This window comes from Enterobacter chuandaensis, from assembly GCF_039718975.1.
Classification (GTDB): Bacteria; Pseudomonadota; Gammaproteobacteria; order Enterobacterales; family Enterobacteriaceae; genus Enterobacter; species Enterobacter chuandaensis.
This window is the reverse complement of the sequence record NZ_CP097173.1, coordinates 2,905,339-2,919,233: the sequence shown is the minus strand read 5'-3', so window position 1 is coordinate 2,919,233 and position 13,895 is coordinate 2,905,339. Positions and strand designations below refer to the sequence as shown.

14 protein-coding genes are annotated in these 13,895 nt (G+C 55.4%); 8 read left to right on the top strand and 6 right to left on the bottom strand.

What is annotated here, in order from left to right; translation table 11 throughout:
* Positions 1-56: 56 nt before the first annotated feature.
* Complete coding sequence (locus tag MX657_RS14240; RefSeq protein WP_346806004.1) at positions 57-1,019, top strand: FAD:protein FMN transferase; 963 nt, start codon at positions 57-59, stop codon at positions 1,017-1,019.
* On the opposite strand, the gene dcuR is transcribed toward MX657_RS14240, so the two are convergent.
* Together dcuR and MX657_RS14230 are read right to left on the bottom strand one after the other, a co-directional pair.
* Positions 1,000-1,719, bottom strand: a complete 720-nt coding sequence (gene dcuR, locus MX657_RS14235) for a two-component system response regulator DcuR (protein ID WP_080329545.1) — start codon at positions 1,717-1,719, stop codon at positions 1,000-1,002. The genes MX657_RS14240 and dcuR overlap by 20 nt on opposite strands.
* A complete protein-coding gene (locus MX657_RS14230) occupies positions 1,716-3,332 on the bottom strand; it encodes a sensor histidine kinase (RefSeq protein WP_346806003.1) in 1,617 nt (538 codons plus the stop codon). Before MX657_RS14230 ends, dcuR begins: the two co-directional genes overlap by 4 nt.
* A gap of 165 nt (positions 3,333-3,497) precedes the next feature.
* Between MX657_RS14230 and MX657_RS14225 the strand changes: the two genes are divergently transcribed.
* Entirely contained in the window at positions 3,498-4,361 is an 864-nt protein-coding gene (locus tag MX657_RS14225) for an N-acetylmuramic acid 6-phosphate etherase (RefSeq protein WP_346806002.1), read from the top strand.
* Between the two features lie 55 nt (positions 4,362-4,416).
* Here the strand turns inward: MX657_RS14225 and ompC are convergent, their stop codons facing one another.
* On the bottom strand, positions 4,417-5,580 hold the full coding sequence (gene ompC, locus MX657_RS14220; protein ID WP_119915957.1) for a porin OmpC: 1,164 nt from the start codon (positions 5,578-5,580) through the stop codon (positions 4,417-4,419).
* Between the two features lie 284 nt (positions 5,581-5,864).
* Between ompC and MX657_RS14215 the strand changes: the two genes are divergently transcribed.
* The 3 genes from MX657_RS14215 to MX657_RS14205 all read left to right on the top strand — a co-directional run bounded on the left by MX657_RS14215 (position 5,865) and on the right by MX657_RS14205 (position 8,515).
* Positions 5,865-6,566, top strand: a complete 702-nt coding sequence (locus MX657_RS14215) for a phosphohydrolase (RefSeq protein ID WP_080329541.1) — start codon at positions 5,865-5,867, stop codon at positions 6,564-6,566.
* A 61-nt stretch (positions 6,567-6,627) separates the two neighbouring features.
* Positions 6,628-8,043: a DNA cytosine methyltransferase gene (locus MX657_RS14210; RefSeq protein WP_346806001.1), complete on the top strand. Its 1,416-nt coding sequence runs from the start codon at positions 6,628-6,630 to the stop codon at positions 8,041-8,043.
* The gene (locus tag MX657_RS14205; protein ID WP_346806000.1) at positions 8,024-8,515 is read left to right on the top strand and encodes a very short patch repair endonuclease; all 492 of its coding nucleotides are present in this window, start codon (positions 8,024-8,026) and stop codon (positions 8,513-8,515) included. Before MX657_RS14210 ends, MX657_RS14205 begins: the two co-directional genes overlap by 20 nt.
* On the opposite strand, the gene yedA is transcribed toward MX657_RS14205, so the two are convergent.
* Positions 8,487-9,401, bottom strand: coding sequence for a drug/metabolite exporter YedA (gene yedA / locus MX657_RS14200; protein WP_080329538.1), 915 nt, complete (start codon positions 9,399-9,401; stop codon positions 8,487-8,489). The genes MX657_RS14205 and yedA overlap by 29 nt on opposite strands.
* A gap of 175 nt (positions 9,402-9,576) precedes the next feature.
* On the opposite strand from yedA, the gene MX657_RS14195 reads away from it, so the two are divergent.
* The 3 genes from MX657_RS14195 to dgcQ all read left to right on the top strand — a co-directional run bounded on the left by MX657_RS14195 (position 9,577) and on the right by dgcQ (position 12,526).
* Positions 9,577-10,491 (top strand): DUF808 domain-containing protein, encoded by a 915-nt coding sequence (locus MX657_RS14195; protein ID WP_176212964.1) that lies wholly within the window; start codon positions 9,577-9,579, stop codon positions 10,489-10,491.
* Positions 10,492-10,569: 78 nt separating this feature from the next.
* The gene (locus tag MX657_RS14190) at positions 10,570-10,752 is read left to right on the top strand and encodes a YodC family protein (protein ID WP_061097751.1); all 183 of its coding nucleotides are present in this window, start codon (positions 10,570-10,572) and stop codon (positions 10,750-10,752) included.
* 73 nt (positions 10,753-10,825) lie between these two features.
* Positions 10,826-12,526 carry a cellulose biosynthesis regulator diguanylate cyclase DgcQ gene (dgcQ, locus tag MX657_RS14185; RefSeq protein WP_346805999.1) on the top strand — a complete coding sequence of 567 codons (1,701 nt, stop codon included), beginning with the start codon at positions 10,826-10,828 and terminating at the stop codon, positions 12,524-12,526.
* On the opposite strand, the gene MX657_RS14180 is transcribed toward dgcQ, so the two are convergent.
* Positions 12,511-13,311, bottom strand: coding sequence for a mannosyl-3-phosphoglycerate phosphatase-related protein (locus MX657_RS14180; RefSeq protein WP_080329535.1), 801 nt, complete (start codon positions 13,309-13,311; stop codon positions 12,511-12,513). The two genes, dgcQ and MX657_RS14180, sit on opposite strands and share 16 nt — an antisense overlap.
* 300 nt (positions 13,312-13,611) lie before the next feature.
* The gene (yodD, locus tag MX657_RS14175) at positions 13,612-13,839 is read right to left on the bottom strand and encodes a YodD family peroxide/acid resistance protein (RefSeq protein ID WP_346805998.1); all 228 of its coding nucleotides are present in this window, start codon (positions 13,837-13,839) and stop codon (positions 13,612-13,614) included.
* Positions 13,840-13,895 lie beyond the last annotated feature (56 nt).

The window sequence follows — 13,895 nt, the reverse complement described above, 5'->3', positions numbered from 1 at the left end:
CTCCTGTTTCCCCGGCGGCGGGGTGCCTGCCGGGGCTACATCTGAGGACTCATGCTATGCCTGATAGCCATCGCGTTTACAGCTACTCCGCCGTTCTGATGGGCTCGCCCATTCTCCTGAAGCTCTTCTCCCATGACGAAGCCCTCGCGTCCCGCGTGTTTCGCCTGATTAAACAGTACGAAGATCTCCTCACCGTTAACCGGGCGCATTCCCAGGTAATGGACATCAACCATGCGGCGGGACTGCATCCGGTTGCCGTCAGTCGTCCTGTGTTTGAACTGATCCGCTGTGCGAAAGCGGCAAGCCTGCTTAAAGACAGCGCCTTTAACCTGGCGATCGGCCCGCTGGTGAAGCGCTGGAAGATTGGCTTTCGCGGAGACAGCGTTCCGCCTGCCGATGACATTGCGTCCCTGCTGGCGATAACCCGGCCCGAGGATGTCATCCTTGATGAGGCGCAGAGCAGCGTGTTTCTGACCAAAGCGGGCATGGAGATCGATCTGGGGGCCATCGCCAAAGGCTATATCGCCGACAGGGTGCGGGATTACCTGCGTAAAGAGGGCGCTGAGCTGGGGCTGATCAACCTCGGCGGAAACATCCAGACGTTAGGTTCGCCAGAGGGCGGCTGGAGCGTGGGGCTGAAAAAACCGTTCGCCGGTGATGCGCTGATCGGCGCGATGACGGTGGAGAACCTCTCCGTGGTGACCTCGGGCACCTACGAGCGCTACTTCGAGCTGAACGGCAGGCGCTATCACCATATTCTCGACCCGCGTACCGGGTATCCGCTGGACAACGAGCTGGAGAGCGTCACCATCATTTCAAAAGACTCCATCGACGGCGATATCTGGACCACGCTGATGTACGGCATGGGGGTAGAAAAGGGCTGTGCAGCCCTGCGCGCGCGCCCCGATATTGAAGCTATCTTTGTGACCAAAACAAAAGAAGTGGTGTTCTCTTCAGCGCACCACTTCCGTTTTACCCTTCTGGATAACGGCTATCGCGTTACTGACAGTACTGTTTGAGCAATCCGATTTGCTCCGGCTGCAGGCGGTAGCGATACACCGGACGCCCGGTAGCGCCGTAGTGAATGCTGGTGAACAGAATATTGATTTGCGCGAGCCAAATCAGGTATTTGCGGCAGGAGACGCGGGAGATATTGACTGCGTTTGCCAGGTCATCGGTAGAAAACTCCGTCTCCGGGTGAGCGTCAATCCACTGGCAAATCGTGCGCAGCGTTTGCGGCGTTAACCCTTTCGGCAATTTTTTACTGTCCGCCAGCTCCGGCGCGCCGCCGTGGATCAGCCGGTCGACGTCCGCCTGCTCGTAATACTGGTGCGAGCCCATCAGGCTGTGCTTTGCCTTCCAGCCGTTCAGCGCCTCTTCAAAGCGCGGGAACTGGAACGGCTTTATCAGATAATCCACCACGCCATAATGGATGGAGGTCTGGATCGTGGCGGCATCGGCGGCCGAGGAGATCATAATCACATCAATCGGGCGACCTGACGCGCGAATATCGGGCAGCAGATCAAGCCCGTTATCCTGCTGCATATAGACGTCCAGCAGCACCAGATCGACAGGCTGGCTGGGGTTATTGATAATGGCCCTGGCCTGGCTGAGCGTGGAGGCGACGCCGCAGCAGCTGAAGCCTTCAACACGGTTGACGTACAGACGGTTGAGGTCGGCCACCATGGCGTCATCATCGACAATTAATACATTTATCACGCGATATTCCTCTCGCTATCCCAGGGGATATGAACAAAAAATTGGGTAAATACGCCAGGCTCCGACTCGACGGTGATATCGCCGCCCAGGTTCTGGATCTGCTGGCGAGCAAGGAACAGCCCAACGCCGCGGTTTTCACCTTTTGTTGAGAACCCCTTAGTAAAAATAGCCTCCAGCTGAGTGGGATCAATGCCGGGGCCGTCATCGCTGACTTCACAGCTGAGCCAGCCATTCTGATAATGCAGCAGCAGGCCAATCTCGCCTTCCTGCAGTCCTTCCATCGCGTCGAGCGCGTTTTCGATTAAGTTACCCAGCGCGGTGATCAGCACCGCAACCTGCTCTTCACTGGCGGTATCCGGTATCTGACACTCGTCGGCCAGCGTCAGGTTGACGCCCACCTCTTTCGCCCGGTTGATTTTGCCCAGCAGGAACCCGGCGATGACCGGGGATTTTACCTTGCTCTGTATCGTGCCAATGTCCGTCTGGTAATTGTGCGCCGTCTGGATAATGTACTCCTCCAGCTTGTCGTAGCGCTTCATGTGCAGCAGGCCGAGGATGACGTGCAGTTTGTTCATAAACTCGTGCGTGTGGCTGCGCAGGGCGTCGACGTAGCTGACCATGCCATCAATACGCTGCATCAGCTGGCTGATTTCCGTTTTATCGCGGAAGGTGGCTATCGCGCCGATGACCCGCTCCTGGCTTTTGACGGGCACCATGTTGCACAGCAGCAGCCGACCGTTACAGCTGATCTCCTGATCCTGGCGCGCTATGCCCGTCTTTGAAATTTCCCGCAGGCTGGCCAGCAGGGGCGCGCTGGCGTTTTCCGTATGTTTGCCGGAGGGCAGAAGCAAAATTTCTCTGGCGGTGTGGTTAATCATCGTCACGCGGCCGTGAATATCTACGGCCAGCACCCCTTCGCGAAGCGACTGCAGCATCGCCTGGCGCTGCTCGAACAGGGCGGAAATTTCGTAAGGTTCAAGCCCGAAAAGGATGCGTTTCAGTACCCGCACCAGCCCCCAAATCGCCATCGAACTCATAAAAATACTGAATAAAATGGTCCAGACGGCGTTAAGCCGCCCGCGGGCTATCTGGTCTTCCACCTTTTTCAGGGAGATACCGACGACGACGACCCCGATCTGATCGTGCTGGCTGTCATAGACGGGCGTGAAAACCCGAAGCGCTTCGGCGAGGGCACCGCGGTTAACCGAGACATTCTCTTTGCCTTCCAGCGCGGGCTCCAGATCGTTGCCAATAAAATGCAGACCGATGAGCGCTTCGTTCGGGTGCGAATAACGAATGCCCCGCATGTCGGTCACCACGGTGAGCAGCAGATCGTTACGCTGGGTGACGGCTTTGGCGATGGGCTGAATGATGTCTGCCTGCGGGGACTGCATCAGACCGCGCTGGATCTCCGGGCTGTCGGCCAGCGTGCGGGCGATGCCCAGAGCGGTATCTTTTACATCATCGCGGGTCGCGCGGGTTATTTGCACGGAGTAGAGCGCAAAGACCACCAGCAGCACAGAGGCGATAATCGCGCATACCATCAACGTGACCAGCGTATTCAGTTTCATGGGGCGCTTGCGCGTCAGAGGGAAAGGCTGCAAATCGCTCATCAACACTCCGCGATGATTAAGAAAGGGGGTGATTATCGCTGATGATGGGCTTTTCTTAAAGCCATGTAAAAGCGTCGATTTGCTCTTCTTTTCGTGACCCCACTCGCAGGTCATCCATATAAAACACTTTATAGTGTGTGGGTACTCATAATAAGGAGGCTGTTTATGAGCATTACGCATACCGGTTCGGTCAAGGAAAGACGGCACGCCAGCACGATGAACATTGATAGATTGTCCACGCTGGACATGCTGAAGGTTATTCACCAGGAAGATGCCCGCATTTCTGATGCCATCACCCCCTGTTTAACAACGATCGCCCGCGTGGTGGATAACGCCGCCGCGACGCTTAACCGCGGCGGCCGTCTGGTGATTGTCGGCGCGGGCCCGTCAGGCTGCGTCGCCCAACAGGCTGCGGATGACTATGCGCCGGGTAAAACGCCGGTGATTGCCGTGACGGCAGGAGAGGGGGAAGGGAGTTACGAGCGCGGGGTCGCGGACCTGCAGGCCGTTAAATTTGCTGAACACGATATGATGCTGGCGGTGACCGTCAGCGGAAAAACGCCGTGGGTCTGGGGAGCGATGCGGCATGCCTGGTCGCTGGGGGCGCCGGTGGCCGTCATTACCAGCGATGCGCAAAGTGAAGCGGCACAGCTGGCCAGCATGGTGATTGCCCCTGAACTGGGGGCTGATGTGGTTGCTGGTTATATCAATACCAAAGCGGGGATTGCGCTGAAGATGATCCTCTCGACGATCGCCACCGGGCTGGCCGTTCGTACCGGACGCGTTTACAGCAACTTGCGCGTGGATCTTGAGGCAAGCAGCACTAAATGGGCCGAACGGCAGATCGCCATCGTGATGGAGGCGGGGGGATGCACCCGGGCGCAGGCAAAAGCCGCGCTGGAGAGCTGTAACCATAACTGTAAAACGGCGGTATTGATGGTGCTGACGGGCCTGGATGCGTGGAAAGCTCATGAGCTGCTGGCGCAGAATAACGGGTTTATTCGCGTGGCGTTGCAGGAAGCGCCGTAAACTCGGCCTTGAAATGAAAAAAGCCCGCAAATGCGGGCTTTAGTATTAATGGCGATTAGAACTGGTAGGTCATACCCACGCCAACGATGTCATCGGTAGAGATACCGTTTGCTTCATAGAAGCGTTCATCGTTGTCCAGCATGTTGATTTTGTAGTCAACATAGGTAGAGAAGTTCTTGTTAAAGCTGTAGGTCATACCCAGGTCGATGTAGTTAACCAGGTCCATGTCACCAGACTGACCCTGAGGATTGCTGGCGTTGCCTGGGTAAGTCATGTCTTTACCCTTGGAGTAAACCCATGCCAGGGATGGACGCAGGCCGAAGTCGAACTGGTACTGTGCTACTGCTTCAAAGTTCTGGGTCTGATCCGCGATTCCATAATCACCATATGGAGTCATGTTGCGGGTTTCAGCGTACATCATTGCCAGATAGATGTTATTGGCATCATATTTCGCGCCAAGAGTCCATGCTTCTGCGGTTTTACCGCTGGCAAAGCGCGCGTTATTTACGCCCGCAGCTTCTTGTGCATTGGTACGGTCAGAAGAAGAGTATGCCGCACCCAGGCTCAGGCCGGACAGGTCGCCGGAGAAGTCATAGGAAGTAGACATGCCATAGCCGTCGCCGTTCTGGAAGCGTACGTCATCATGACCGTTTTTAGTGCCTTCCTGGTCTTCCTGAGCATACTGGCCCTCGTTCGCACCCTGATACTGCAGCGCGAAGTTCAGACCTTCAACCAGACCGAAGAAATCGGCATTGCGGTAGGTTGCCAGACCGTTAGCACGACCGTTCATAAAGTTATCGGTCCAGGTGTAAGAGTCACCGCCAAATACAGGCAGCATATCGGTCCAGGCTTCTACGTCATATACGACGCCGTAATTACGGCCGTAGTCGAATGAACCGTATTCGCCATATTTCAGGCCAGCGTATGCCAGACGGTTAAAGGATTTATCACCGGCGCCTTCGGTATCGTTAGCGTAGGTTTTATATTCCCACTGACCATAGCCGGTCAGCTCGTTAGTGATCTGCGTTTCGCCTTTGAAACCAATCTGGACATAGGTTTCATCGCCGTCGTCGCCTGGGTTGTCAGAGAAGGTATGACGCGCGTCAACTTTGCCGTACAGGTCAACTTTGTTGCCGTTTTTGTTGTACATTTCAGCCGCATGTGCTGCGCCAGCCATTAAGAACGCGGGTACAAGAATTGCCAGAACTTTTCTTTTCATTATATATTCCCTTTAAAGATAATTAATATGAATATATGTAATCACCCTCCGTAATTACGCGATTGATACTATTCTACGGATTGTTATTTTGGTTCAAAAATAAATGTAATTAAATCAGTAAAAATATTGCAAAATATTTCTATTGCTCTCTTTATTTTTCATGTGAATTAATTGCTTGAATGCATTGTGGGTAATTATTATTAAGTATTTAGAATTTCTATTTTTAAATTTATTTAATTTGGCTATGTTATAATTCCCCTCCATTTTCACCACAGGAAAATATGATGGATATCACACAGTGGCAGCAGCGCTTTGAATCCTGGCTAAAAGAACATCACACGACCGACGACACTGCACACGATGTGTCACATTTCCGCCGCGTCTGGATGACGGCGCAGAAAATGATGGTTCATCATCAGGTCGACCCACTGATTATCCTCACCGCCTGCTACTTCCATGACATCGTCAGCCTGCCGAAAAACCATCCTGAACGCGGACAGTCATCCCGTCTGGCGGCGCGCAGAACGCGCGACATTCTGCACCGCGATTTCCCCGACTTTCCGTCAGAAAGCTATGCCGCCGTAGAACATGCTATTGAGGCGCACAGCTTTAGCGCCGGAATTACGCCGCAGAGCATGGAAGCCAAAATAGTGCAGGATGCAGACCGCCTGGAAGCGCTGGGTGCGATCGGCCTGGCGCGCGTGTTTGCCGTCTCAGGTGCACTGGGGGTGCCGCTGTTTGACGCGGAAGATCCGTTTGCCGATGCGCGCCCGCTTGACGACAGGGCGTTCGCTCTCGACCATTTTCAGACTAAGCTGCTGCGCTTGCCTGATACAATGCAAACGGACGTCGGGCGCGAGCTCGCGCAGCACAACGCTGATTTTCTGATTCAGTTTATGGCGAAACTCAGTGCCGAGTTACAGGGCGACTGCATCGGGCTGGATAGCCAGATTCAACACCGCTTCCGTCGCAGTTTGCACAAGTGAACTGTGGTAATCTGTTTCCAGTCTTTATAGCCCGGTTAAAAGAATGCAGGAAAATCGATCAGTGACAGAGCCCGCGCCTGAGCAGGCTGAGAAGTCAACGGCAACGGTGCGGGCATTGCTGCGCCAGCTGCTGGACATTTATGATGCTAAGACGCTGGCAAACCAGCTGGCGGCGCACGGCGAGAGCCACTGGAGCCCGGCCATCCTTAAGCGACTGCTGACCAGCGAGCGGGCAGGGCGTCGCCTGAGCGAAGGCGAGTTTCGTTATCTGCAAAATCTGCTTCCGCCGCCGCCTGCCGCGCACCCGAACTATGCCTTCCGCTTTATCGATCTGTTTGCCGGCATCGGGGGGATCCGCCACGGTTTTGAAGCCATCGGCGGCCAGTGCGTGTTTACCAGCGAGTGGAACAAGCATGCGGTACGTACCTATAAGGCAAACTGGTTCTGCGATCCGCACGCGCATCATTTCAACGCCGATATCCGCGACGTTACCCTGAGCCATAAAAGCGGCGTCACGGATGAGCAGGCCGCGGAGCACATTCGCCAGACGATTCCGGCGCATGACGTGCTGCTGGCCGGCTTTCCGTGCCAGCCTTTCTCGCTGGCCGGCGTCTCCAAAAAGAATGCTCTTGGACGCGCCCACGGTTTCGCCTGCGATACGCAGGGAACGCTGTTTTTTGACGTCGCCCGTATCATTGACGCCCGCCGTCCGGCGATCTTTGTGCTGGAAAACGTCAAAAATTTAAAGAGCCACGACGGTGGAAAAACCTTCCGCATTATCATGCAAACGCTGGACGAGCTGGGCTATGACGTAGCCGATTCAGAGGTTATGGGGGCGGATGACCCGAAAATTATCGACGGGAAACATTTCCTGCCTCAGCATCGTGAGCGTATTGTGCTGGTCGGTTTTCGCCGCGATCTCAATCTGAAGGGGGATTTCACCCTGCGGGATATTCCCTCCTTATACCCCGAGCGCCGTCCCACGATTGCCGACCTGCTGGAGCCGGTGGTCGACGCGAAATTTATCCTTACCCCAATCCTGTGGAAATACCTCTATCGCTATGCCAAAAAGCATCAGGCGAAAGGCAACGGCTTCGGGTTTGGCATGGTGAACCCAAACGATCCGCACAGCGTGGCCCGTACGTTGTCCGCTCGCTACTATAAGGACGGGGCAGAGATCCTGATCGACAGAGGCTGGGATAAAGCGCTGGGCGAGAAGAATTTCGACGATCCCCACAATCAGCGTCACCGTCCGCGACGCCTGACGCCGCGCGAGTGCGCCCGTCTGATGGGCTTTGAAACGCCGCAGGGCTACCGCTTCCGCATTCCGGTTTCGGACACCCAGGCCTATCGTCAGTTTGGTAACTCGGTGGTGGTGCCCGCGTTTGCGGCGGTGGCAAAACTGCTGGCTCCGCGCATCAAACAGGCGGTGGCGCTACGCCAGAGTGAGGCCGTCAATGACGGACGTTCACGATAAAGCCACGCGCAGCAAAAACATGCGTGCCATCGGCACGCGTGATACCGCCATTGAAAAGCGTCTGGCCGGGCTTCTGACGCAGACGGGCTTTGACTTTCGCGTGCAGGATCCCGCGCTTGCGGGCCGCCCGGATTTCGTCATCGACGCGTATCAGTGCATTATCTTCACCCACGGCTGTTTCTGGCATCATCACGACTGCTACCTGTTTAAAGTCCCGGCGACGCGCACCGATTTCTGGCTGGAGAAGATTGGCAGGAACGTTGATCGCGACGCGCGGGATCTCGCCACGCTTGTCGCGCAGGGCTGGCGAGTGTTGATCGTCTGGGAGTGCGCGCTGAAAGGGCGGTTAAAGCTGAACGATGCCGATCTGAGCGAACGGCTGGAAGAGTGGATCTGCGGCGGCGGTGAAACCGCGCAGATCGACACCGAGGGAATTCACCCGTTTACGGTTTCTCCACCTCGCAAGGCGTAACAACAGGTTTTGCCGGCAGCAAATATTTGCCTAAGGTCACCAGTACGACGGCAAAAACAATCACCCCCAAAGCTAACCACTCAACCGGAGAGAGCGTTTCACCGCCAAGCCCGGTGCCGAGCAGCACGGCCACGACCGGGTTAACGTAGGCGTAGCTGGTGGCGACCGCCGGAGAAACGTTGCGGATCAGGAACATGTAGGCGTTAATGGCGATGATTGAGCCAAACAACGCCAGGTAGCCTACCGCCAGGAAGCCCGACAGCGGCGGCAGGGTAGTCAGCTTTTCTCCCGTCAGTGCGGAGGCCAGCAGCAGCACTATTCCCGCGGCGAGCATCTCTATTGCCCCCGCCATCATGCCGCTCGGCAGTTCGATGCGTGACCCGTATACGGAGCCAAACGCCCAGCTCATCGAGCCAATCAGGATTATGACTGCGCCCCACGGATTCCCGCTCAGGTTACCGCCGCTGTTGAGCAGGATAATGCCGGCAAGGCCAATGCCAATGCCCAGCCACTCCAGCTTGCGGGTACGGATGCCGAAAAGTCGGCTGAAGCAGAGGGTAAACAGCGGTACGGTAGCAACGACCACGGCGGCGATCCCAGACGGTACGTTCTGGTGCTCAGCAATGGTCACAAACCCATTCCCGACCGCCAGCAGCAGCAGGCCGATCAGGGCGGCGTTCAGCATTGGGCGAAGCGGAGGAAGCTTGTGCCCGCGCAGCAGCAGGAAGGCCAGCAGCAGCACGCCCGCCGAAAGGAAGCGAATGCCCGCCATCAGCAGCGGCGGCCAGCTTTCCACGCCGATGCGAATGACAAAGTAGGTTGAACCCCAGATGATATACAGCGAAAAAAGTGCCCCAATAAGCGGTAGCAATTGCCGGAAACGCATAATCCCTCACGACGAAATAAAAAGGTCGCTGATAGTAAACGCGAAAACTATCGCGCTGGCGAGCCCTTTAGTTGTGTCGGTGATGTGAAATTTTTGTTGACGCGAGGTGCCTGTTTCCGCGTTTGCGCTTTTGCTCCATACTATTCACTTAATTACCAAAAAAAGAAGGATCACGATTTTGGCAGGAAGTAGCTTATTAACATTGCTGGATGATATTGCCACCTTACTGGACGATATTTCCATGATGGGGAAACTGGCGGCGAAGAAAACCGCAGGCGTGCTGGGGGACGATCTCTCGCTTAACGCGCAGCAGGTGAGTGGGGTCAGGGCTAACCGTGAACTGCCCGTGGTGTGGGGCGTGGCGAAAGGCTCGTTCCTGAATAAGGTGATCCTGGTGCCGCTGGCGCTGCTGATCAGCGCATTTATTCCCTGGGCCATCACGCCGCTGCTGATGATTGGCGGGGCATTTTTATGCTTCGAAGGCGTTGAGAAGGTGCTGCACTCTTTGAGCTCGCGCAAGCAGAAGGACACGCCGGAGATGCGCCAGCAGCGCCTTGAAGCGCTGGCCGCGCAGGATCCGAAAGTTGTCGAGCGCGATAAAATCAAAGGCGCCATTCGCACCGACTTTATTCTGTCGGCTGAAATCGTCGCCATTACGCTGGGCATTGTTTCCGATGCGCCGCTTTTGAATCAGGTGCTGATCCTCTCCGGGATCGCCATTCTGGTCACGGTGGGCGTTTACGGCCTGGTCGGGCTGATCGTGAAGCTGGATGATATTGGCTACTGGCTGGAGGAGAAATCCAGCGCGGTGGCTAAAGGCATCGGCAAAGGCTTACTGACGCTGGCACCGTGGCTGATGAAGAGCTTGTCCGTGGTGGGTACCCTGGCGATGTTCCTCGTGGGCGGCGGCATTGTGGTCCACGGCATTGCTCCGCTGCATCATGCCATCGAACATTTCGCCTCGGCGCAGGGGAGCGTGGTGGCAGCCATTCTGCCCACGCTGCTTAATCTGGTGCTGGGCTTTATCGTTGGCGCTATCGTGGTGGCGGCGGTGAAACTGATCGAAAAAATGCGCGGCACAGCGCACTAATTGTTACCCGTCTCAGGGTGCAAAAAGACCATTCCTCGTCTAAATTGAAACAGTTTCACCCTGATACAGGATGCAGGTATGGTCTTTTTGGTCAGTGATGAAGTTAAGCCTAAGAAGGGCGGCCCGCGGATGATTGTCACCGGGTATTCCAGCGGAATGGTGGAATGTCGGTGGCATGACGGTTATAGCATTAAGCGGGAAGCCTTTCGTGAAGATGAGCTTCAGCCGGGTGACGGCCAGCGCAAGCACGATCAGGCTTAATCACATAACGCCCGGCTTTGCCGGGCGTTTTTACCTGAAATACCGGGTGTAAGGCAGTAATCAGGGAGTGTGTGTGCAGCGCGATACCTTTGTTGTAAGACGATCTTTTCTGCAATGGCTGCATAAGCGTAGCAATCCGGGTTTGATTGTTAACCTCTGTTTTATCGTTGTTCTGGTGTTTTCCACCCTCCTGACCTGGCGTGAAGTGGTTGTCCTCGAAGAGGCGTATATCTCCAGCCAGCGCAACCACCTGGAAACCGTGGCCAGCTCGCTGGACAGGCAGCTGCAGTACAGCGTGGATAAAATGCTGTTATTTCGCCAGAGCATGCGTGATGCGCTACAGACGCCGCTGGCGTTTGATGTTATGCACGATACGGTGTCGCACTTTAACGCAGTCCGCATGCGCCCCACCTGGCAACTTTTCGTTGATAAAAAACGAACCCTTCCCATTAACGGTGTCTCGGATGCGTTTGTCGAAAAAACCTCGCTTCTGAACCGGGACACTGAGCACATCAGCAATGAAATTTCCGCCGCGCTTGAGGTGGGCTATCTGCTCAGGCTGGCGGCATCGAACAGGCATAGCGAAGCGCGGGTGATCTACGTTTCACGCGCCGGGTTTTATCTTTCGACGGACACGCTATCAGAGGCGAGCGATATTATCCCCCGCTATTATCACCTGGTCACGCAGTCCTGGTTTACCCAGCAGTCGGAACGTAACAATCGCGCCCGCGCGGTGCGCTGGTTTATCTCCACGCCGTCATCCTGGACCGGTGACGAGCGGATGATCACCGCCAGCGTTCCTATTTATTTCAATCGCTACTGGTATGGCGTGGTGGCGATGGACTTTTCGCTGAATACGATGCAACGCCTGCTGACAGAGGCGACGGACGACCGGACGGAGGGCGAGTATCAGCTTTACGACTCCCGGCTCAATATGATTGCCTCCTCTGAAAAGACAGATAAACAGGTGAACCATTTCGATGAACGCGAAATCGCGCAGATTGCGCAGGCGATCGAGCACGATACCGGCGGTGGCATCCGCCTCGGCAGCCGGTTTATCAGCTGGCAGCGGCTCGATCATTTTGATGGCCTGGTTTTGCGTGTCCATACGCTGCAGGAAGGGGTTCAGGGCGACTTCGGCAGCATCAGTATCGTACTGGCATTACTGTGGGCGCTCTTTACCGCGATGCTGCTGATTTCGTGGCTGGTGATCCGCCGGATGGTCAGCAATATGTATACGCTGCAGCATTCGCTCCAGTGGCAGGCCTGGCACGACCCGCTAACCCGCCTGAATAATCGCGGCGCGCTGTTTGAACGCGCGAAAATTCTGGCGGAGAAGTGCCATCAGCAGTCGCTGCCGTTCTCGGTCATTCAGTTGGACCTCGACCATTTTAAAAGCGTCAATGACCAGTACGGCCATCAGGCCGGTGATAAGGTGCTTTCCCACACGGCAGGGCTGATTGCCAGCGCGTTGCGTAAAAACGACGTGGCCGGTCGCGTGGGGGGCGAAGAGTTTTGCGTCGTCCTGCCGGGAATCGGTCTTGAGGAGGCAAGAGTGATTGCGGACAGTATTCGATGCCGAATCAACAGTAAGGAAATACTGGTGAAGAAGAGCACGACCCTGCGCATCAGCGCGTCACTCGGCGTCAGCAGCGCGCAGGAAAAAGAAAACTACGATTTTGAACAGCAGCAGTCTGTTGCGGATGCCCGGTTGTACAAAGCGAAGCAGGGCGGGCGTAACCGGGTTGTCTGGAACGATCAGGACAAAAAGTGATCCAAACCCTCCTGCCAGCCGACCGGTCCGGGCCGTTGGGTGTGATAGACCCGGTCGGGGTTATCGTCCCGTAATGTGATGCCCTGGCGGTTTAGCCCTTTGATCACCACCGCAAAGTCCACGCTGTCCAGCAGCGGCGCATCGTTCGGGCCGTCGCCGAGTCCCAGGGTGGTCGGTTCGATATTTTCCTGCTCACGGTATTGTTCAGTCAGCCAGTTAACCGCCACGTCCTTGCCGCAGCGGGCATCGAGAATATGCCAGAAGCGGGCACCCTGCAGGCATTTCAGGCCACTTTGCGACAGTGCCTCTTCAAATCGGGCCATTGCTTCATCGGTATCGCGCCAGATGAGCGTGACGGAAGCCTCATGCTTGCGTGCAAGTGCCGCACGGTAGCGCGTCAGTCCCGTCCATTCGCTGATGATGCGTTCGTCCACGTCGTCAAAGGTGGTAAATTTAAATCCCTCCTGCAGGCGGAGGCGCTCGATACGCGGACGAATCTGCTCGTGCGTCATGCCTCTGATGTGGCGTTGTTCCCTCTCCCAGCGCACGTCCGGCTGAATCACCGCGCCATTCTCAGCGATAAACGGTAACCCTTCCAGACCGAGATCCTGCTGGATATCCAGCATCTCCGCCGCGCTCTTGCTGCTGCAAAGAATAACCGGCACCTGGTTATCCTGCAGTTTGTCCAGCCACGGCATTGCTGGCTGCCAGTCATAGGTATGAATATCCAGCAACGAACCATCCAGATCGGAAAAAATCAGCAGGGAACCCTGGAGTGAAAGCATAATGACTCCCAAAACGAAGGTGTGTCAGACTAAGAATAATCTTAAAAAATCACTACGGGTGAAACCGCGTTTCAGAGAACCGATCCAGCCAAACCCGCATTCGGCGTGTGTTATTGCTCATAACCAAAATGATTATGTTAAAAATATTATATTCACCATGAGAATATATGCTTGTCATGCAAAATCGTTGGGGATAGTGTTGCTTGTACATCAGATTTCCTGGTGTAACGAATTTTCAAGTGCTTCTTGCATAAGCAAGTTTTGATCCCGGTCATCCCCATGACCGGGATTTTTTTCGTGCTAACGATTTGCTTCAGACACGCTAAAGTCATGAATATCGAGCTCGAAGGCCTCCGCCAGTTCGCGATAGGTGTGATAGTCCCTTCCGTTGACAATGACGTGGTCTGAATTATCGTTCGAACGGCGGACTTCTGACTCACTGATCTCATTGATGGCGGCCAGCAGGGCATCGACATCCACCTCGACCTCGCGTTTGATGGTGTCGCTGTACTCTTTATCGGTCTTCATTACGGGGTTCCTCATTCAACCTACAAACGTGTTCAAGGCTAAGTATAGCCTGTGCA